At 58.8% G+C, this 20791-nt stretch carries 22 protein-coding genes and 2 pseudogenes; 2 read left to right on the top strand and 22 right to left on the bottom strand.

Features of this window, described 5'->3' with window-relative positions; translation table 11 throughout:
* From HYZ49_12985 to HYZ49_12975, 3 genes are all read right to left on the bottom strand, one after another.
* On the bottom strand, positions 1–424 hold a 424-nt coding region (locus HYZ49_12985; GenBank protein ID MBI3243197.1), incomplete at its 3' end, for a hypothetical protein.
* Positions 425–444: 20 nt separating this feature from the next.
* A complete protein-coding gene (locus tag HYZ49_12980; GenBank protein ID MBI3243196.1) occupies positions 445–903 on the bottom strand; it encodes a ubiquinol-cytochrome c reductase iron-sulfur subunit in 459 nt (152 codons plus the stop codon).
* A gap of 10 nt (positions 904–913) precedes the next feature.
* On the bottom strand, positions 914–1132 hold the full coding sequence (locus HYZ49_12975; GenBank protein ID MBI3243195.1) for a twin-arginine translocation signal domain-containing protein: 219 nt from the start codon (positions 1130–1132) through the stop codon (positions 914–916).
* Between the two features lie 259 nt (positions 1133–1391).
* On the opposite strand from HYZ49_12975, the gene HYZ49_12970 reads away from it, so the two are divergent.
* Both HYZ49_12970 and HYZ49_12965 read left to right on the top strand, forming a co-directional pair.
* Complete coding sequence (locus HYZ49_12970) at positions 1392–1898, top strand: hypothetical protein (GenBank protein MBI3243194.1); 507 nt, start codon at positions 1392–1394, stop codon at positions 1896–1898.
* Between the two features lie 105 nt (positions 1899–2003).
* Entirely contained in the window at positions 2004–2273 is a 270-nt protein-coding gene (locus HYZ49_12965; protein ID MBI3243193.1) for a hypothetical protein, read from the top strand.
* A 136-nt stretch (positions 2274–2409) separates the two neighbouring features.
* On the opposite strand, the gene HYZ49_12960 is transcribed toward HYZ49_12965, so the two are convergent.
* The 19 genes and pseudogenes from HYZ49_12960 to HYZ49_12870 form a co-directional block, all read right to left on the bottom strand.
* A complete protein-coding gene (locus HYZ49_12960) occupies positions 2410–3114 on the bottom strand; it encodes a hypothetical protein (protein MBI3243192.1) in 705 nt (234 codons plus the stop codon).
* 76 nt (positions 3115–3190) lie between these two features.
* On the bottom strand, positions 3191–3817 hold the full coding sequence (locus HYZ49_12955; GenBank protein ID MBI3243191.1) for a hypothetical protein: 627 nt from the start codon (positions 3815–3817) through the stop codon (positions 3191–3193).
* A gap of 144 nt (positions 3818–3961) precedes the next feature.
* Entirely contained in the window at positions 3962–4783 is an 822-nt protein-coding gene (locus HYZ49_12950; GenBank protein ID MBI3243190.1) for a cytochrome C biogenesis protein, read from the bottom strand.
* 3 nt (positions 4784–4786) lie between these two features.
* Positions 4787–5245, bottom strand: coding sequence for a cupredoxin domain-containing protein (locus HYZ49_12945; GenBank protein MBI3243189.1), 459 nt, complete (start codon positions 5243–5245; stop codon positions 4787–4789).
* A gap of 176 nt (positions 5246–5421) precedes the next feature.
* The gene (locus HYZ49_12940) at positions 5422–5976 is read right to left on the bottom strand and encodes a cupredoxin domain-containing protein (protein MBI3243188.1); all 555 of its coding nucleotides are present in this window, start codon (positions 5974–5976) and stop codon (positions 5422–5424) included.
* Positions 5977–6074: 98 nt separating this feature from the next.
* Positions 6075–8416 (bottom strand): annotated as a pseudogene (cadA, locus tag HYZ49_12935) (cadmium-translocating P-type ATPase).
* Positions 8417–9031: 615 nt separating this feature from the next.
* Positions 9032–9409: a cupredoxin domain-containing protein gene (locus HYZ49_12930; GenBank protein ID MBI3243187.1), complete on the bottom strand. Its 378-nt coding sequence runs from the start codon at positions 9407–9409 to the stop codon at positions 9032–9034.
* Positions 9410–9486: 77 nt separating this feature from the next.
* Positions 9487–11993, bottom strand: a pseudogene (locus HYZ49_12925) (heavy metal translocating P-type ATPase).
* Between the two features lie 282 nt (positions 11994–12275).
* A complete protein-coding gene (locus HYZ49_12920) occupies positions 12276–12557 on the bottom strand; it encodes a response regulator (protein ID MBI3243186.1) in 282 nt (93 codons plus the stop codon).
* Between the two features lie 70 nt (positions 12558–12627).
* The gene (locus tag HYZ49_12915) at positions 12628–12993 is read right to left on the bottom strand and encodes a zinc ribbon domain-containing protein (GenBank protein ID MBI3243185.1); all 366 of its coding nucleotides are present in this window, start codon (positions 12991–12993) and stop codon (positions 12628–12630) included.
* A 93-nt stretch (positions 12994–13086) separates the two neighbouring features.
* Positions 13087–13884, bottom strand: a complete 798-nt coding sequence (gene lgt / locus HYZ49_12910; protein MBI3243184.1) for a prolipoprotein diacylglyceryl transferase — start codon at positions 13882–13884, stop codon at positions 13087–13089.
* 85 nt (positions 13885–13969) lie between these two features.
* The gene (locus HYZ49_12905) at positions 13970–14143 is read right to left on the bottom strand and encodes a YHS domain-containing protein (protein MBI3243183.1); all 174 of its coding nucleotides are present in this window, start codon (positions 14141–14143) and stop codon (positions 13970–13972) included.
* Positions 14144–14159: 16 nt separating this feature from the next.
* Positions 14160–14363 carry a hypothetical protein gene (locus tag HYZ49_12900; protein ID MBI3243182.1) on the bottom strand — a complete coding sequence of 68 codons (204 nt, stop codon included), beginning with the start codon at positions 14361–14363 and terminating at the stop codon, positions 14160–14162.
* Positions 14364–14383: 20 nt separating this feature from the next.
* Entirely contained in the window at positions 14384–14581 is a 198-nt protein-coding gene (locus HYZ49_12895; GenBank protein MBI3243181.1) for a hypothetical protein, read from the bottom strand.
* A gap of 30 nt (positions 14582–14611) precedes the next feature.
* Entirely contained in the window at positions 14612–14833 is a 222-nt protein-coding gene (locus HYZ49_12890; protein MBI3243180.1) for a hypothetical protein, read from the bottom strand.
* Positions 14834–14849: 16 nt separating this feature from the next.
* Positions 14850–17444 (bottom strand): copper-translocating P-type ATPase, encoded by a 2595-nt coding sequence (locus HYZ49_12885; protein ID MBI3243179.1) that lies wholly within the window; start codon positions 17442–17444, stop codon positions 14850–14852.
* Positions 17428–17820, bottom strand: a complete 393-nt coding sequence (locus tag HYZ49_12880; GenBank protein ID MBI3243178.1) for a hypothetical protein — start codon at positions 17818–17820, stop codon at positions 17428–17430. The genes HYZ49_12885 and HYZ49_12880 overlap by 17 nt, the downstream gene beginning before the upstream one ends.
* 189 nt (positions 17821–18009) lie before the next feature.
* Positions 18010–19746: a hypothetical protein gene (locus HYZ49_12875; protein ID MBI3243177.1), complete on the bottom strand. Its 1737-nt coding sequence runs from the start codon at positions 19744–19746 to the stop codon at positions 18010–18012.
* Between the two features lie 9 nt (positions 19747–19755).
* Complete coding sequence (locus HYZ49_12870) at positions 19756–20442, bottom strand: response regulator transcription factor (protein MBI3243176.1); 687 nt, start codon at positions 20440–20442, stop codon at positions 19756–19758.
* Positions 20443–20791: the final 349 nt, after the last annotated feature.

Here is a 20791-nt window from a genome sequence, read left to right as displayed (position 1 = left end):
AGTAAAGCAGGCCGCCGAGGAAGATGCTGGTGTACATGGACACCATTCGATCCGACCAGGCCACTTTCCAGCCCAGGGCCTCGTTGCCGGCAAACTGGCGCAGGATGAGCGGGTTGTTGGTGTTCTGCCAGGCGGCCTGAATTTCTTGCAAGGCGTACATCGTTCTGGGGCCGAACAGGAAATACGACCGCTGGGGCAGTTGATGGCATTGGGTGGAGTAAATCGCATAAATGATTTCACCTGCACCCGTCCAACCGAGGCGCATGAACACGGGCGCCAGCCAGGGCAACCCAACGTACAAGCCCAACAGAATAGTGATGGCAAGCAACCAGTGTCGGCTAAACCCTAGCACCAGGCGGTTAGCCAAAATGGCGGCGCTCCGTTTTTGGAGGGCGGCAACTTTATCGGTGGCGAGCGTTGACATGAGAGTTTCTCCCTTTGGCATCAGGTTGGTGGCAGGCGGAACGTGCTGGCGACTCGCTTGCCTCGATGGACGACGATCTGACTGGCGCTATCCCAGCGTAGTTCAAGGTAGGGCAACGGGCGAACCGCCGGCCCGCGAATGACCTGCCCATCTGCCGTGAAGCGACTGCCGTGACAGGGGCAGGCGAATCCACCGTCTGGCTGTGGGTGAACGAGGCAACCGAGATGAGTGCAGACATTATCGAGCACATAATAGCCGCCTTCATCCTTTTGCAGGAAGACGCGCGCCCGTTCGATGTGGACTGGAAGCGGCGGTAAACTTTGCGGCGAGCCTAAAGCAATCACGGTTGGATCCGGCCCGGGCGGTTGATAACCGATGAACCGTAAAACTTGTCGAAACATGAGGAGCGCCGGAATGGCCCATGTCCAACCCAGGGATTTCAGGAATGCGCGGCGGGTAAAGTTGTGGAAGTCTTTCATTCCTGGATAATTACCTTCGTTCCACGTATTTGTAATCCAACCGTCCACCGTCGGGGTGAGGCCGCGAGACCAGGCGGATGCGCTTGGGCGTCACCCGGCCCAGCGGCACACCTGCCGGCCATTCTGCTGGGTTGTTCGCTTGCAGGCTCCGCCACGAACGGGACAGCAACGTGCTGGCAAATGCCGCCCCACTCAGTTTGAGAAAGTCACGCCGCGAAAGCGCCTTCATCTTCACCTTCTACCCATCTGTCGTGGCCCCATCTTGAAGACTTTAATGCCAATGCCCGGTCAACCCCTAGCGTCGAATAGCGGGTTTTGCCGCACGCCATTTGGCGTATACAGGATCAGAAGACTGGTCGGTGATGCGCCGGCCACTGCGACTGGCGACAAACGTCATGTGACGCGCTTAATGGCGTATACGAAATTACGCCATATCGCGCTTGGCTGGCAGGGATAGAGTGAGATAGTCTTTCTCTGGAGGCAAACAAATGACTCGCAAAACTCTTTTTTTCGGCCTCGTGCTCTCTGCGCTCACACTAGGCGTCGCGGCGTGCTCCGCCGCTCAGGCCCCAGCGGCGGCTACCCCTGCCCCCAGCGCGCAAACCAACATCGAGCCTACAGCGCCCCCAACTCCGTCAGAGGTAGAGCAATCCTTGGCCCGGTTTGATTCGCAAGGCGCAGTGGAGTTCGTCGTCACACCCCTCAACCTGACGACGCCCAACGAGACCCTGGACTTCGATATTTCACTCAACACCCATTCGGTTGACCTATCGTGGGACCTGGCCGCACAGTCTGTATTGACTACGGACACAGGGTTGGAAGTGAAAGGTTTGAATTGGCCTGTCGGGGGCGGCCACCACTACGAAGGCACCCTGACGTTCCCGACGAAAACGGCGGATGGCAAGTTTTTGCTTGACGGCGCAAAGACGTTGACGCTGACCATCCAGGATGCAGGTGTGGCCTCGCGTATGTTTGAGTGGGAGTTGTCGCAGTAAGATGTTGCGACGCCGCTTCGCCCCGATCGTCTTAATCGCCATCGGCGCTCTCTTGATGATGGGCGCGGTGGAGTGGTTGGCTTTCTCGCATGGAGTGACCTGACAATGAACATGAACAAAAAGCACATCCTGATTATGCTGGCCTGCTGTTTGATCCCGCTGGTGGTGCTGGCGGCAGTTTTCGTATTCAAGATACCAGCCAACAGTGTGGTTTTCTTCGGCATTCTCCTGCTATGCCCGGCCCTGCACTTGCTGATGATGAAGAACATGATGGGCCATGATCACAGCGGGCATTCTCACCCGACTCCTCATCCGCACAGCCCGGCGGCGAACGTTCAGCCGCCACAACTTCCCGCAGGCGAGAAGAAGGACTGAAGGACACCAGGGAGGAAGCCCTGGCTTATATTGACGAGCTTGTCACCAAACGGCCTGCTCGTAGGGCAGATTCAGTTCGGTACGCATTCCAAGTTCGGTTGTCACAATGCTACCTCCTGCAAGACATATCGCTAAATCATGGCATGCCCCCCATTCCCCCACCAGGCATTCCTGTTGCCATCATATTGTTCGGCATGGGCGTGGACATCATGTTGGGTGCACCGGACGGCATCATCGTGGGCATGGTGGCGGACGCGCTCCCCGCTCCACCGCCGGGTATCCCGATAGGCATGGCGCTGGGCATTATAAAGGGCATCCCGGTTGGCATTATGGTCGGCATGGCGACAGGCGCCATCGTCGGCATAGCCGTGCCACTCATCACGCCCTGGCCGTCGGACATCATACTGCTCCCGACATTCATCATGTTCTGACCCGTGCTCATCGTCACTGCACTGCTGTCCATCATCTGCTGACCAGCGGTCTTCATTGCCTCGCCGTCGGTCATCATCTGCTGGCCTTGCGCCGTCATGGCGGCATCGTTGGCCGCTTGACCCTTTTCCAGCATGGCATTCCCGGCAGCGATCATTTTGTCCCCGGCATCCATCATGGCCTGGCCCTGGGCCTGCATCATGCTGGCGGCGCTCATCATCATCTGGCCATTGTTTTGCAGGGTGATTCCGGCCGCCATCATCGTCTGGCCGTTAGTCTGCACCGCTTGTTCATTGGTGACCATTGTCTGTCCGGCTTGTTGTGTCTGGGGGTTGGTTGTTGAGCAGGCGGACAGGGCGAGGGCTGCAATCAGGCCAAAGGCCATCAGCAATACCATTTTGAGTTTCATCATAGAGTTACCTCCGTGTGGCTAATAAAAGAAACCCGCCTTCGTGAATGAAGGCGGGTTATTTCTCTAGTTGCTGGTGTTACGAGTTGCTCGGCGGGACGAAGTTTCCATGGCAGCCGCCGGGGCCGAAGCCTGTGCCAGCACCCGCGCCCATTTGAGAGATCATCCACGCATAGTTGCCGGCCATGTGGCCGAGCATCTGGTCGGCCTGCGCCTGGGTGAGCGCGCCATCAGCCACCGCTTTATCCAGCCCGGCCTTCGCCGATGTTTCCAGCGCGGCGGCCAGTTGCTCCTGACTCACGCCCTGCGCTTCTGCTATCTGGGTCAGGGTTTTGCCCGACGCAAGTTGTTCGTTCAACCCATCCGGCGTGAGGTTGAGTGCGTCGGCGAGGCCGTTCCACACAAGGGTGTGCACGCTTCGCGCACCATTGGTGGTCATCCACTGGTGCATGTTGTTCACGCCAAGCGAGGCATAGCCGTCGCCATTCTGGGCGAAGTTGCCCACACTTGCCCCGGGTGCAAGCGCCGGGGTCATGCCAGCACTGCCGCCCATCATGCCATAGCCGCTATTGCCGCCCATCATCCCGTAGCCGTTGCCCCATGGCGCTGGCGGGGTTTGGGTCTGAGCGAAGACGAAGCCTGCGCCGAGCGCGGCGATTGCCAGGACTGCTACTGTTGCGATAACTGCGATTTTCAAGGTGTTCATGTTTTTATCCTCCGGGCTTCTGCCCAATAGTTTGTTTCAAGATTTGATTGCATGATAGCCGGAGGGTTTGAAGAACTGATGAAGAGGCGATGCGCTTTGGGTGAAGAGGGGATACGCCATTTGGCCTATTCGGGGCAGATTGGCTCACACTGTCGCCAATATCAATAATCCCATCGCCACCACACCGCCGCCGAGAACCAGCCGCACCCACTCCTTGTGATGCAAATTCCAATGGGCGAGCCGGTTGAGCGTGGGGCGAGCTGAAGCCGCTAGCAGAATGGCGACCAGCGGCAGGATGAATACGACGTTGTACAGCACAAGATAGCTGTAGCCCAACAGCGCCGTAGGTTGCAACGCCAGCAAGCTGAGCACGCCGAGATAGACCGCCCCACTGCACGGCACGGTGCACAGGCCGATGAGAAAACCGCCGACGATCAACGCCGGAATGGTGGCCTTCTTTGCCGATTGCCGCGCAATCTCGCCCACCTTTCCCGGCGCTTGCAACCGCCAGCCCAGCTCAGGCAGAAAGTAATCTTTCAACATCCACAACCCAAACAGAATCGCCAGGAGCGCGCCGAAGCGAGCCGGAACGTGTTGCCGGGTGAAGAAATCCAGCGATTTGAGCAAGCCAACGCCAAGCGCCAAATAGGTGAGGAAAACTGCCGCAATGTAGATTGACCCGAGGCCCAACATCCGCAAGCGGAGAGTGTTCACACTTTGTTCTCCAGCCTGGAGGGTGGTGAGCAGGGCGGTGATGAACAGCAACAGCACGGTGAAGGCGCACGGATTGATGCCGTCAACAACCCCGGCGACGACCACCGTCGGGAGCGTGATTTGAGGCAGATACCTCTGCATCGCCTCGGCAGGCGCGTTGGGATGCCAGAAGCCGGTAAGGGCGATTGCGCCAAGAGCCATCGCGCTGAGCGCAGAGAAGACGGCGATGCGGCGAATATGAGTAGCGGTCATTATCTATCCCTCGACGATGAGCGTGCCTTGCATGGTGGGATTGGCCCGCCCACCACAGCAGATGTCGCAATAGAACGTGTACGTGCCGGCTTTGGCGGGAGTGAAGGTGGCGTAGTTCGTGCCTTCAGGAGGGGCGATGATGCTCACGCCAAGTTCGTCCACCGCCCACTGGTGCTTGCCGCCGCCGTCGGTGTGGTGCGAATTGTCGAGGCTGGTCAGGCGGACCGTGACCGGCTGGCCGACCTTGAGGCGGACGAGTTTCAGGTCGAATCCGCCCATGTCAGCGGTAACATCAATGACATTGCCGGCCATCGGTAGCAACGCGGGCTTGAGGAAGGCTGTCACCAGAAAATAGCCAGCCAGGCTCAACACGGCGATGCCGATCCCGGCAAAAGCAATGGCGCGGATTCTTTGCTCGCGCTGGCGGGCACGCTTATGTGCTTCGCGATCTTTGTGTGGCATGTGCATCTCTCCTATCTACGGTTGGAATGTTGATGGTCGAATCTTAGTGTTCGGTTGTAGTCTAGCGCGCTGGCGGTCAAAGGGGAGGCGTTAAATAGCGCATTTGTTACCCGCCATTTAGCCTATGCAAGGATCACAGATCTGGTGTCGAGTTTTGAAAGGGTGATGAGAAACGGTTAATCTTTGACGCTGATGGAGAGGCCCATCCCCGGATGGAGTGTGCAGAGCGCCGTGTAAGTGCCCTCGGCGGCAGGTGCTGTCCAGGTTACAGTTTGCGTAGTGTTGCCAGGCAGGTTCAGGAAGGGGATGCCCGCCTCCTGGCTGACGAAGTTGTGCAGATACGGGTCGTCGTTGGTCACCACGAAGCGCACGGTCTCGCCGGGTCTGACGACGATCTCCGCCGGGGTGAAGCGCAGATTGAGAGCGGTGATTTGAATTTCCTCGTCCACTGGAACAGGGGTCGCACCTACAGGTGTCGGCACGGCGGTTGGGGCAGATTGACCATAGCCATACCCGCCCATCATCCCCCCTCCTCCCATCATCCCACCGCCCATGTGTCCGCCACCCATCATTCCCCCACCATCCATCATGCCGCCCGACCCATAACTGTAGCCCGGCGCGGGAGTCGGTTGATAATTGGCAAGAGGCTGCGCAACACTGCACGCGCTCAACATCAGCGCGACGACGAGGGCCAGCAATCCCTTAGCAATGAATTTGACGTTGTTGTTCATAAGCACACTCCTCTCAGCTTGACTGTGAGCCAGTGTAGCCAAGTTGAGTGAAGAGCCAATGCGGAACGGGTGAAGATTCGATGAAGGTTACGGCTTCGCTACGGCTTGGCCTTAATCCCCTCCAGCTTCGTGTTCTTCAACATCAACGCATTGATCGCCACGAGCAGGGACGAGCCGGACATGGAGATGGCGGCGATCTCCGGGCGCAATATCAACCCAAAAGCTGGATAAAACAACCCGGCGGCGATGGGGAAGGCGATGGTGTTGTAGCCCGCCGCCCACCACAGGTTCTGGTGCATCTTGCGCAAGGTGGCCCGGCTAAGGGTGATTGCACCGATCACGTCGAACGGGTCGGACTTCATCAGTACCACATCGGCGGTCTCCATCGCCACATCGGTACCCGCGCCGATGGCGATGCCCACGTCGGCTTGCGCCAGCGCGGGGGCGTCGTTGATTCCGTCGCCCACCATTGCCACTAACTTGCCCTGCGATTGCAGTTCCTTCACTTTGTCGGCTTTCTGGCCCGGCAAGACTTCGGCGAAGACCGTTTTGATTCCCAGTTCGCCTGCGATGCGTTCAGCGGTAGCACGATTGTCGCCGGTGAGCATGGCAACCTGCACGCCCATTGAAGTCAATTTCTCTACCGCGAGTTTGGCGTTGGGCCGCACCGCGTCGGCGATTGCGATAAAGCCCGCAAACTTGCCGTTGGCGGCGGCGTACACCACCGTGCGCCCCGCGCCTTCCAGTGAACTGGCCTGGTCACTGAATCCATCAGCGGGTGTTCTGACGACTGCTCTGCAGAAGCGACCAACTTTAGAAAGTAATCGGTGGGCAGTTGGGAGTGTTCAGTCTGACTGTTCACTGCCCACCGTTCACTGATCACTATTTCTACCACTTGCGGCTTGCCCTCGGTGAGCGTGCCGGTCTTGTCGAAGATAATGGCCTGTAGTTTAGCGGCCTGTTCAAGGGCGGTGGCGTTCTTGTACAGGATGCCGTTCTGCGCGCCGAGGCCGGTGCCGACCATCACCGCGGTCGGCGTGGCGAGGCCAAGCGCATCGGGGCAGGCGATGACGACGACGGTGATGGCCAATGTGAGCGCCCATACCGTTTTGTCCATCCCTGCCGGAATCGCCGTGCCGCCGAGGAAATACCAGCCGAAGAACGTCGCCAATCCGAAGATGACGGCGGCGGCCACCAGCCACTGCGCGGCCCGGTCGGCCAATCGCTGTGAGGGCGCTTTGGAGTTCTGCGCCATCTGCACCAATTTGACGATTTGCGCCAGAGCGGTATCTGCGCCCACTTTGGTGGCGCGAAACTTGAATGTGCCGGTCTTGTTGATGCTCGCGCCGACCACGGCGGCGCCGACTTCCTTCTTCACCGGCAAACTCTCGCCTGTGAGCATGGATTCGTCCACGCTTGACTCGCCTTCCAGGACCACGCCATCCACCGGGACTTTGTCGCCGGGGCGGATGAGAACGACGTCGCCCAGCAGAACTTCGGAGGTCGGCACTTCGACCGGTTGCCCGCCCCGGATGACGGTGGCTTTGGGCGGTGTGAGGTTCATCAGCGCCTGAATAGCCTGCGAGGCTCCGGCGCGGGCGCGCATTTCCATCCAGTGGCCGAAGAGGACAAAGGCCAGCAGAAGCACCGCCGCTTCGTAGAACACCTCGCCCTCGAAGAAGAAGGTGGCGGCGACGCTGAAGAGGTACCCGGCCAGTACGGAGAGCGTGACCAGCACAGCCATGTTGAGGGTACGATTCTTCAAGCCGCGCCACGCGCCGATGTAAAACACCCAACCGCCATAGAGCACAGCGGGAGTCGCGAGCAGGAACGAGAGCACTTCATTGGACAACCCAAGCGGCAAGGGCAACTGGATATTGAAGTAATCCGTGAACAACGGCGAGTACAGGAAAACCGGGATGGCAAGGATGAAGGCGACGAGGAAGCGGTTGCGCATGTCACGCACCATGCCTTCCATGCCCATGCCTCCGCCATGGCCCATCTCGTGGGCCATCGCTTCCATCTCGCCAGCGGCCATATCGTGCCCGGCATGTACGTCGGCCTTCGCGGCGGGTTTGGTTGCGGGCACAACGTGTCCGGCATGTTCATCGGCTTTGGTCGCTGATGATGCGGACGGCATGGCATGTCCGGCGTGCGCGGCCACATCGTGTCCCGCGTCCGTCATCGCCACCGCGGGCGGGTCGCCCGGTTTGGCGAGGTGCTCCGGCAGAGCCTCGCCTGCGCACCCGTAGCCGCAGTCGGCCACGCATTTTTTGATTTCAGCCAGCGTCACCGAGTCGTCGTGATAGACGGTGGCCGTGCCGGTCATAAAGTTCGTTTCGACTTTGTGGATGCCGGGATGCTGGCACATTTTCTTCTCGACGCCGCCGGGCGAGAGCACCGACTCGATACCCTCGAGTTTGATGACAGTGGTTTTCATAAGTCTTGCCTCCAATGCGATGAGTGTATGCGATTTGCAGTGTTGCGGGGAGCGTTATTCGGCGTGTTTGCAGATGCGCCGTTTGGCGGAGGGAAAGATTAGGGCAAAATTAGCGAGATTGTATGCCGTCAATCCTCATCGGTCGGATGCTCGATCTCACCAGCCATAAAACAGTCAGGGGCGGTTTCAAAAGCATGCAGACAGGCGCGAGCGCAGAAGTAGACGCACTGACCCCGATACAGGACACTGGGGTAGCGGCTGGGATCGCTTATTTTGCCTCCGCAAGCTGTGATGGCTTGAGGTTCTTCGAATGGCACTGTTGGGTTCACGCTGGTATTTACTTTACTCATAGTTGTTTGCTGGCTCGGCCCATAATACCCTATTCTCCCTGTTGTTTCCAATTCTGCCTGGCAGTTGCAGGCAGTTGTGTGCACGCAAAACATGTCAGCCAAATCCGGCTGAGGAGGCCGCATCCCTAGATGCGGCCTAAGTTCGCGTCCGGGGATGCGAACTCCGCGACAACCTTTGCGTGCACACTGGCAGTTACTTTATCCAGCGGTAAACAGCAAACTAAAGGCAAAGACTATAAAGGTGGCCGCGTTGACGAGGACGGCGTTATTCCACAATCAACTTTCCGCGCAGCATCCCCATCTGGCATTGGAACTCGAACTCACCGGCCTTATCGGGGATGAACTCCACCGGCACGGTTTCGCCTTCAGGCAACTTGGCGCTCTTCTTGAAGTCGGGAATGAGCACCATCTCCGAACACGAGGCCGACTCGGCGCGGACGAAGTTCAAGCGCACCGGCTTGCCTTTTTCGACGACGATGACATCGGGCGTGTAACCGCCTTTGACCAATATCATCGCTTCTTGATAACCGCCACTGGTCAACGCCGCTTTCACGCCGGCCTTCTTCACCAACCAGAAGAACCAGACGATGAGGGCGATGGCGGCGATGCCGCCGAGGGTGACGAAGATTTTATCCGGGGTCATAGTGTTTCTCCATTGGTGATTGCTGATTGTTGATTTCTGATTGGGGTTATCAATCAACAATCAGCAATCCAAAATCATCAATTGGACGGTTTCCAATTCTTGAGCCGGTTGGCATTGCTAATGACGGTCACACTGCTGAACGACATCGCCAGCGCCGCGAGCAGGGGCGAGAGCAGGATGCCGAAGAATGGGTATAGCACACCCAACGCGATCGGCAGACCGGCGGTGTTATAAATGAAAGCGCCGACCAGGTTCTGATACACGTTGCGCATGGTGGCGCGGCTGAGTTGGATAGCCGTGACCACGCCCATCAGGCTGCCCTTGATGAGGGTGATGTCGGAGGCCTCAATGGCTACATCCGTGCCGGTGCCAATCGCCAGGCCAATGTCGGCCTGGGCCAGCGCCGGGGCGTCGTTGATGCCGTCGCCAACCATCGCCACCTTCTTGCCTTCGAGTTGCAACTTCTGCACGTTGAAGGCTTTGTCTTGCGGCAAGACTTCGGCTAGCACGCGGTCAACACCCACTTGCCGGGCGATGGCCTTGGCCGTGCGCTCGTTGTCGCCAGTGATCATCACCACTTCGATACCCATCTTTTTCAGGGTGGCGATGGCGGCTTTGGAATCCTCTTTGACGGTATCGGCCACGGCGATGATGCCTGCCGCTTTGTCATCAATGGCGACGTACATAGGGGTCTTGCCGTCGTCGGCCAGGGTTTTAGATTTTTCTTCAAGCGGGCCGAGAGCAACGCCTTCGCGGTTCATCAGTTTCAGGTTGCCAATGAGAATGCGGCGACCCTCAACAGTGGCGGCGACCCCGTGGCCGGGGATGGCTTCAAAGGTTTGCACATCGCTCAATTTCAGACCACGCGCCTGCGCGCTTTCCACAATCGCCGACGCCAGCGGGTGCTCGGACGACTTCTCAACCGAAGCGGCCAAGTGCAATAAGTTATCAGTGAACAGTGATCGGTCATCAGTACCACTGTTCACTGATAACTGGTCACTGATCACAATGTCCGTCAACTCCGGCTTGCCCTTCGTGATCGTCCCGGTCTTGTCCAGAATGATCGCGTTAAGTTTCTCGGCGGCTTGCAAAGCATCACCGGAACGGATCAGAATTCCGTTCTGCGCGCCGAGGCCGATGCCGGTCGTCAGGCTCATGGGCGTAGCCATGCCGAGCGCGCAGGGGCAGGCGATGATGAGCGTCGTCACAGCCACAATGAGCGCGTACGTCAGCCCCGGAGAGGGGCCGAAGTCGTACCAGATCACGAACCCGATGATAGCCAGGATCATTACCGATGGGGTGAAATAGGCCGACACCTGATCCACGATGCGCTGGATAGGCACCTTACTTCCCTGCGCGTCCTGCACCAGCCGGATGATGTTCGAGAGCGCGGTGTCCTTGCCAACCTTGGTAGCGCGGAACCTGAACGAGCCGGTCTTGTTGATCGTCGCGCCGATGACCTCGTCGCCAACTTTCTTTGAGACGGGCAGGGACTCGCCGGTGATCATCGACTCGTCCACTGCCGATTGGCCCTCGATCACTTCGCCGTCCACCGGGATTTTCTCGCCGGGGCGAACGACCACGATGTCACCTGTCAACACTTCCTCAACCGGGATGTCCACTTCTTTACCGTCGCGGAGGACGCGCGCCGTCTTGGCTTGCAGGCCAATGAGTTTCTTGATCGCCTCAGAGGTCCGGCCTTTGGCCCTGATCTCCATTGCCAGGCCGAGCACGACCAGCGCCGTGACGACGACAGTCACGTCGTAATACACGTCGGTGAATTCTTCCGAAGGGAAGATTTGCGGGAAAAGCAAAGCGATAGTGGAATAAATCCAGGCCACGCCGGTGCCAAGAGCGATGAGGGTGTGCATGTTGGCCGAGCGATGCTTGAGGCCTTCCCACGCGCCGACGAAGAACTGACTGCCAGAATAAGCCAACACGGGCGATATTCTTGCTCAGTGGCCTGCGCCTATTTATCCATCTCCGGTTCAGAGGCTTCGGCGGCGCGAGTCGATTTATATGGTCCGGCACTTTCGACGGCCTTCGTCAGCAAACTCAAGTCGCCGATGACGGGTGAATACTCTACCTTCACCTCATTCGTCGCCGCATTCATTGTCGCGCCCAGCACACCAGGGGTCGCCTTGAGCGCGTTTTCAATTCGGACGACACACTCGGCGCAGTACAGGCCGTTCACTTTTAGCCGCATGGTTTGGCCGTCAGTGCTGAAACCAGCGGCGCGCACCGCGTCTACAAAATCAGCCGCCTTGGCGCGCGCCGGATCGTATTCAATAGCCGTGCGACCACTACGAACGTTGACGTAGGCTTTGCTCACGCCAGGCACGGCTTGTAAAGCCTGGGCCAGGGCAGGCCCGCCGGAGCGGTTGAGGCCACGCACCGGGAGTTCCAGCCGCACCGGACCACTGGCGCCATCGGGGACGCCGGTTGTCGCCGAGTGGACAGTAGCGTGTTTCACAGGCGCGGCGGGCGAGGCCTCGAACTGTTTCACACAATTCTCCGAGCAAAAGTAAAATGTTTGGCCTTTCACCGTCCGGGTGGCAAAGGCCGTTTCAGAATCAATCTGCATTCCACATACAGGGTCTTTGATTAGCATAAGATTTGCCTTTCTCTCAACCGAGAATAGCGCCGACTTGGTCGGCATAGTGACAGTGTAGGCAATCGGCGGGGATTTGAATAGCGCGATTCCACCTATTCTCTGATAAGCAAAATGGCCTATGCCAGTCGGATTTCGATAGCGTGGTCAGAATCAGGTTAACGGCAAAACGACGGTCGAAAATGTGTGGTAGTGACTCGAGGAGGATGCTGGAGCCGGTGTCGGAGACAGTGAACAACAGACGGTGATCAGTGGTCAGTGAACGCCGGACCTATCGCCCCGCTCTCGGGCGTATGGCGGATGGCGTTGCCGATTAGATTGCCGAGGAGTTGCGCGATGCGCTGGGGATTGAGCAGGATGGAACGGAGGCCCATCGACCGCCTTGGCACGGAGGTCAGGCTTCTCGTGCTTGTATTGCGTGAGCGCTAATTGGCCGTCGTTGGCCGTCACAACACGGAACCTGGCCTGTTCCAGATAGCCGCGCAGGACCTTCACGATTTGCGGTTCGTCATCCACGACGAGGATTGTTTGGGCCATGCCGGTAGTTTATACCCAAAAGGCCGGAGCATGTCGGCTCCGGCCCCGGCTGGGTTACCACACGTCAGGCTCAAACCTTTTCGCCGCAGTACGGGCAAGCCTTCCAACCGGCCTGAAGCGGCTTGCCGCAGTGGATACAAAATGTGCTGGCGGCGGGCGGTTGAGGCGCGCTTGGCGTCCCCGCGCTCCTCACCAGCCAGACCACGCCGAGCACGATCAGCCCGACGAACAACAGCGGTCCCAACAGCATCCCGATGCCGAACAGCGACATCATTCCGAGTCCACCCATCATAGTTCCACCTCCATACATGTGCCCAGGCCCCATCCCGCCCCAACCGGCCTGCGGGAAGAAGAACGACAGGACGGTCGAAGCGATAAGGGTGAGGGCGATTAAGACGGCGCTAAGGCCGAGAGTCCATTGCAATCCTTTGCTCATATTGGCCTCCAAAGTTGTTTCTGAGTGACACTATAGCTATAACCTGTGAAGAAGCTATGAAGGTTCGCCCAAGGCGCGGTGAAGATTCGAAGCTTACTTTGCCGGAGCGACCCCGGAGCGGCTTATCCCGGTCAGCCTCCAGGCGATCAGCGGTAGGGCGGCGGCGAGGGCGACGAGGGCGACAATTTGTGACTGCGTCAGCCCGAAGGCGATGATTTGATACGAACTGGTGAAGGCCAGCAAGAATCGCTCCACGCTGTAAATAGCGAGATAGACAAGGAACAGCAGACCATCAGGCCAGTTCTTTTTGCGGAGTTGCCAAAGCAATGCGAATATGCCCAAGTTGACGACAATCTCGTATAGGGGCATGGGAGTGTAGTACACGCCCAACTGTGGCACCATCGCATTGGGGCTGGTATAGGCGAATCCAAGCGGGCCGGTGGTGGGCTTGCCCATCGCGTCACCGGTGATGATGCAGGCCACACGCCCGATAGCTTGCGCGAGGACGAGGCCGGGGGCCACTGCGTCGAGCAAGCGCGGCAATTGCCAGCCACGCTGCCACGCGAGGATCGTGGCCGCGATCAGCCCGCCGACCACCCCACCCCAGATCGCCAGCCCACCTTCCCAGATGTACAGGGCGCGCACGGGATTCAGCGCATACTCGTGCGGCCAGTGATCGAGCACGTGAAAGAGCCGCGCGCCGAGCAAACCGCCGATAACCACCCACAACGCGCCGTCGTAGATGTCATTTTTGTTGAAGCCTTTGCGCCCGGCCTCGCGCGCCGCCAGCCACACGCCGGTGAGGATGGCGGTGAGAACGATGACGCTGTACCAGCGCACCATGAAGTGGCCGATGCTGAAGAGGATCGGATCAATACTAATAGTAATCATTGCTAACCTTCAATTGTTCAGACTCCCGAAGTGCTACGCTTATGCTCCGCAAGACTTCGGAAGTCTGAACATACGAGACAGCGGCCTAATGCTGGTGGCCGGCGTGTTCTTCTTTCTTGCCGACATACTTCTCCGGCTCTTTGTCAAACGATTTTTTGCAGCCGGGCGAGCAGAAGTAATACGCCTGCCCGTTGTATTCCGATTTGCCCGCCGCCTTCTTCTCATCCACTTCCATGCCGCAGACCGGGTCTTTTGCCATTGTGGTTCACCTCCTTTCAGCGGAAGAATACGGCGTACACGAGTACGCCCAGAATTGCTATTAGCACCAGCAGGATAGCCTGCCCGATAGGATTGCTCATCATCATCGCCGTGCCATGCATCATGCCCATCGTGCCCGCCCCACCAGTGAAGAACAAATCGAGGACGATGAGGACGACGATGATGCCAACACCGATCAAGAAAAGTGTGCCAATGCCCATCGGTCTCTCCTCTCTGAGCCTCAACCTTTGAAAACTTTCCAGGTACACACGCCCCAACAGATAGCGGCGGCGATGAATAACAAAGTGAGGGCGACGATCCCAGCGACTTTCAGGCCGAAAAGCGGGATAACAAGCAGGCCGACTAACGGCAGAGTGCAGAGCCAGAGCACAAAAGCCAGCGCCATTTCATCCGAGTGGAAACCGAGCCGCTTGAACATCGTGTCCTCCCGACAAGCTAGAAGCCTCTCCTAAGCCTTGAACTGTTTCTTGACCCGCGCGGTGACGATCGGCATGCTTACAATTAAGCTGAGCAGGCCGACCCAGACTGCCCCGCCAAACTTCGCCACGAGCGAATAATCGCCAAGCAGGCTGGCGGCCAGCAGAAATAACAATGCTGCGCCGAGGGAAATTGGCAGGTAAATCAACGCGCTTCTGCGCGCTACTTCTTTTTCCACTTGTTCGTGTTCCATGTTTCTGTTCCTTTCCTCAATCGCCGCTGGCGGTCGCCGGAGCCAGTTGTGTCTTCAGGCCGCCCACGCTGGGCCGCGGTTTATCATGACGCCGAATTGAAGGTTTGAAGCCTTTGAGGAGTAATGTATTAAGCGTGACCGTTACCGAACTGATCGCCATCAGCAACCCCGCCAGTTCTGGACTGATGATCAGTGCAACGAAGGGGTAGAACAGCCCCGCGCCGAGCGGGATGCCCAGCACGTTATAGATGAAGGCCCAAAACAGATTTTGCTTGACCTTGCGCATGGTGGCCTTGGCGACTTCGAGTGCCACCACCACATCGCGGATGTCGTCTTTGATGAGGATGACATCGCCCGTCTCTTTCGCCACGTCCGTGCCTGACCCAATCGCCATGCCCACGTCGGCCTGCGCCAGCGCCGGGGCGTCGTTGACGCCATCGCCCACCATCGCCACTTTCTTACCCGCGCTCTGAAGTTTTTTCACTTCTTCGGCTTTGTCCTGTGGCAGCACTTCGGCCAGCACCCGGTCAATTCCGACCTGCCGGGCAATGGCTTCGGCGGTGCGGCGGTTGTCGCCGGTGATCATCGCCGTTTCAATGCCGAGTTTATGCAGACGCTTGACAGCCTCCGCCGAGTGTTCCTTCAGCGTGTCGGCCACGGCGATCAATCCGGCGGGCTGGCCGTCTATAGCCACAAACATCACCGTCTTGCCCTCGCCTTCCAGCCGCTCAGCCTCGGCCATCATCAAGGCGAAGTCTATCTTATGCTCACGCATGAGTTTGCGATTGCCCAACAACACGACGCGCCCTTCAACTTTGGCTTCCACACCGTGGCCGGGGATGGAGTTAAAAGACTCGGCCTCCACGAGAGCCAAGCCGCGCGTTTCCGCCCCGCGCACAATCGCTTCGCCCAGCGGATGCTCGCTGTTCTTCTCGGCAATCGCCGCCAGCCGCAACACTTCGTTGGGATTTGGGAATTGGGAGTTGGGATTTTCGGTGACATCCGTCACCGACGGCTCCCCCTTCGTCAGCGTCCCCGTCTTGTCGAAGACAATCGTCCGCAACTTGCTGGCGTTCTCAATCGCTTCCGCGCCTTTGAACAGCACCCCGTGCTCGGCGGCCTTGCCCGTCCCGGCCATCATCGCGCTCGGCGTGGCCAACCCCACCGCGCACGGGCAGGAGATGACCAGCACCGTCACCGAGAGCAGGAGCGAGAAGCCGAACACCCCGATCTCGCCCAACTTGTAGGGTGAAAGAATGAAGGCGCTGTTCGGGTCGAAGAACATCTGGTAGCCGAAGAAGAACCAAAACACGAATACGGCGACGGCCAACACGTGGACGCCGAGGATGAAGTGCCCGGCCACCCAGTCGGCCAATTTTTGAATCGGCGCTTTGCTGGCCTGGGCGTCTTCGACAAGTTTGATGATCTGCGCCAGGGCCGTGTCTTTGCCCACGCGGGTGGCGGCGAATTTGAACGCACCGGTCTTGTTCAAGGTGCCGCCGATGACGTTGTCCCCCGCCTTCTTCTCAACCGGCAGGCTCTCACCGGTCAGCATGGACTCGTCCACCGCCGAGTAGCCTTCAATTACCGCGCCGTCCACCGGGATGCTTTCGCCGGGGCGGACCAGAATCAGGTCGTCAATCTCAACTTCGTCGGCGGGAATTTCTTCTTCTCTGCCATCCCGAATCACGCGGGCAATCTTGGGCTGAAGCTTCATCAGTTTACGGATGGCTTCCGAGGTGCGCCCGCGAGTCAGAGCTTCGAGCCAGCGCCCCAGGATGATGAAGGCGGTGAGCAAGGCTGCGCTCTCGAAGAAGGTCGCGCCTTCGCCGCCGAAGCCGGCATTCGGAAACAGGGTGTTGATGACGGCAATGCCGTAGGCCGCGCCGATACCGGTGGCGTAGAGCAGGTTCATGTCGGTGACGCCGTGTCTGAGGCCCTTCCACGAATTGGTGAAGAACTGCCGCCCCGGCCCGAAGACGATGGGCGTGGTGAGCAGGCCGATGATCCACTTGTACGAGAGCCATATCGGGACGAAGGCTTTGAACGGGCCGAGCATGTCGTAGAACGTGCCAATCATGACAATCAGCCCAATGACTCCGGCGATCAGCAAGTTGCGCCCCTGCCGCTTGATTTCTTCCTCGCGCGCCTGCCGCTCGCGGTCGAGGGCGTCTGCGCCTCCACTGCGCTCCTGCGCCTCGTAACCAACTTCGCGCACGGCGCGTTTCATGGCGCTGACACTCACCACGCCGGGGACGTAAGTCACGCGGGCCGTGTTCAGCCCAAGATTGACAACGGCGTCCGTTACGCCGTCGAGTTCCTTGAGTGCTTCTTCGACATGCGAGACGCACGAAGCACAGGTCATGCCGCGCACGTCCAGGGTGAGTTCGGCAGTGGGCACGCGGTAGCCCACATCGTCAATAGCGCGGGCCATGTCGGCCAGTGTCACATGGGCCGGGTCGTAAGTCAGGCCGGCTTTGTTGGTTCCGAGATTGACGACGACGTTCGACACACCGGGTAGTTCTTTGAGCGCGCCTTCGACGTGCGATACGCACGAAGCGCAGGTCATGCCCTGAACGGGCAAGCTGAGAGATTTAGCAATGCTGGTCATACGAATTCCTTTCCACAGTAGACGAGGCCATCGGCAACATGATGGCCGCCTCCACGAGGGCGGCCATCACTTCCCCAGCCAAGCGCGGGTCGGGGATAGTCGCCGCATCGTGGACGATCCGGGCCTCAGTCCGGTTGTCGCGGCTGTGCGTTGTGATGACCACCGGCTCGGCGGCCTCACCGTACACGAGCAGCACTACGAACTGGCAATTGCACTGGGCAGTGCCATGATGAGGACATTCGCAACCGCCGTGAGCGCCGAGGGCCGACTGCAAGTCAAAACTTCGGATAACATACAAACCACGTCGGGCAAGGGTTGTCATCACGGCTTTGATGGCGGTTTCGCTGTCGAAGTTGAAAACGAGGCTCTCGTTCATGGCCGTCACCTTTATGCAAGTCTAGCGAATAAGCGCGACAATCCCTAGCGTCGTTTTGCGGGTGCGGGTATACGCCATTTGGCGGGTGCGGGAGACGAGCTGTTTAGCGCATAGCGAAAAATGAAAACCCTCCCGAAGGTTGGCCTGAGCCGCCGGGAGGGTTTGCGATTAGAGCAGGAGCAATTATCTCTACAGTGGTAATCGGAGTTCGATGGTTGTGCCGGCGCTGGGCACAGATTGAATGGTCAGTCGTGCCCCGATCAACTCGGCGCGTTCCTGCATCCCCATCAATCCGTAATGGCCGGAAGCGACGAGGTCGCTCACCCGCTCCGGCGCGGTGAAACCTTTGCCGTCATCCTGCACCCGGATGATGAACTCGGTCGGGTTGAAGATCGCAGACACGTTAACCGACCGGGCCGAGGCGTAGCGGGCGGCATTATTCAATGCTTCCTGCACGATGCGATAAATGGCAATTTCCTGGCCCGGCGGCAGGCGGCGCGGCTGGCCGTTAGTAGAAAAAGTCGTCTGCACATCGGCGGTGGCTTGCAGGTCGCGGGTCAACATTTCGATGGCGGGTAGCAGTCCGAGGTCTTCAAGATAGTTGGGTCGCAGAGCACGGATCACGCGGCGAACTTCTTCGATCAAGGACGCCGTCAGCCGCCGCAATTCGGCCAGTCGTTCGGCGGCCTCGGGCGATGCATCTTTCAGCGTGAGTTGCGCGAGTTGCATACGCTGATCGAGGGCAACCAACGCCTGCACCGTGCCGTCATGGAGCTCACGGGCAAGGCGGCGGCGCTCGTCTTCCTGTCCGGCAGTGATGGCATTGAGGTAGCCGCGCAGGTTTTGTTGAGCGGCCCTGACCTTGTGCGCCATGAGAATCAGTTGGGCTTGCAAGTGGCGAATTTCGGCAATGCCGCCGACCGGCGGCTCGATGGCCTCGAAACGCCCCCAGCCCAGTTCGGCGGCCTGTTGCGCCAGCAATCGCAGTGGTTGAACAATTTGCCGGATGCCGAAGCCTACAGCAATCAACGCAAAAAACAGCGCCGGAATCAAAATCAACGGCGCGGCTTGCGTTCGACTGAGCAGGGGATTGTCCACCGCCTCCCAGGGTTCTTCAATCACTAAAGCCCAACCCAGTGGCGCTACCGGGCTGTAGGCGACGACGTGTTCGTTGCCATTGATCGCGCGATAGGCTGTGCCGCTCTCGCCGCGCAAGGCTTCCACCACGCCGGGATGTTGGGCAACGCTCGACTCGGAAGCAGGGGGGGTGCCCGCCTCATAAAGCACCTGATTGTCGCTGTCCACGATCACGGCGAAATCCTGCCCGCTGGACGAGAACTCTTCACCCAAAGAGCGGCGCGCGAGAGTAGCTGGTGAGAATGCGCCTGCCGCGATCAATCCTTCGGGTGAACTTGCCATCACCAACACCATTGGCTCGCCGCTGGCCGAGTCAATGAAAGCCGGTGAGAATTTCACTTCATCTTGTTCCGTCGTTTGTCGCAAAAGTTCAGCCACGGGCCGGGTTTGCCAGAGGTCGCCAGAGTTGGAGGCGGCCAGAAAAGTTCCGTCGCCCGCGGTGAGTAACAAGCCGCCCTTAAAGTCCGGAAGAAGAAAATCGTAATCGGCCAGGATTTGCGCGTAGGGTGAGGCTGAACTGGCGCGCTCGGCATACAACGCCAATCCCTGAATGGCGGCGGCGCGATGGCTGAGTTGCTCGGTGATGGCCACTGCCGCGGCCTGGGCCGCGCGCTTATCTCGTTCACCAACGAGGAGGCGCATCGCCTGACTATGAAGAGTCAGACTGCCAAAGGGAATCACCACGACCAGGGCCGCAAGCGGCAAAACGATGAAAACGAAAAGCTGAAAAGTCAGCCCTTGCCAACGCAGGCCGGAAAAGAGTTGGCGGAGTGTTGAGGGATGAGCCATGGGCGAGTCTTATTCTGGGCCGGGTTCGCCGATGGCGGGCGGAATCCAGCCCAGCGTGACGGCGCGCATCACGGCTTCGGTGCGGCTGGCCGCGCCCAACTTGGCATAGATTTTGGCAAGATGGCCCTGCACCGTCCGGTCGCTGATTGATAATTCTACGCCGATGGCCTTGTTGGTGTGGCCCCTGGCGGCAAGGCGCAGCACTTCCAGTTCGCGCTCAGTCAATGCCTCGACGTTTGTAGCTAGCCGAGATGTACCCGGCTCCGAGAGTTGAGACATGAGTTTGCGCGCAATCGCCGGATCAAGCACCGATTGGCCTTCATGAACAGCCTGCACTGCCTGTACGATCTCGCCGGCGTCGGCGGTTTTAAGCACATAGCCATTGGCCCCGGCTTGCAGGACGGCTTTCACGTAAGGCGGATCGTCGAAGGCGGTGAGGATAAGCACCCCGACCGGCAGGCGCTCGGCGCGAATAGCGCGAGTCACTTCGACGCCTGATTGCCCTGGCATTTGAATATCCAGCACGGCGACGTCGGGGCGATGTTCACGGATGAGGCGCATCGCCTCCAATCCGTCTGAGGCCTCGGCGACGACGGTGACCCAGCCCCCTATTTCAAGAAACTCGCGGATGCCTTTGCGAACAACGGCGTGATCGTCGGCAAGGATGACACGGATGGAGTTGTCTATTTCAGCCATAAGATGCTCCTGAACAAGAGTCTATGCAGCAGATGCAAAACAAAGATAAGTCTCCACGCATCGTACCAAATGTAGGGCTTCCGGGCAAATAACAAAGAGAGACGTACAGAGGCGCAACGAAGGTTACACTGCGATCAAAATTGCTCCGGCGGCCATCACCAGTGAAGCCGGGAAACGCTGATTGTATGAGATTCGTATACCCAAACACCATAGGCAAATGCCACGAGTTGGATTACAAATGCATGTCAAGTTCACAGCAAGTTGTCCGCTTCGGCATAATAAGAATGCAGTTGAATATCAGGCCCTCAAATTACCATCTGAAGTTGCTTCATGAGAGCGCGTCGGGCAG

The organism is Chloroflexota bacterium (assembly GCA_016197225.1).
Classification (GTDB): domain Bacteria; phylum Chloroflexota; class Anaerolineae; order Anaerolineales; family VGOW01; genus VGOW01.
Note: the sequence above shows the minus strand (reverse complement) of the source record. Positions and strands in the feature narration are given on the sequence as shown.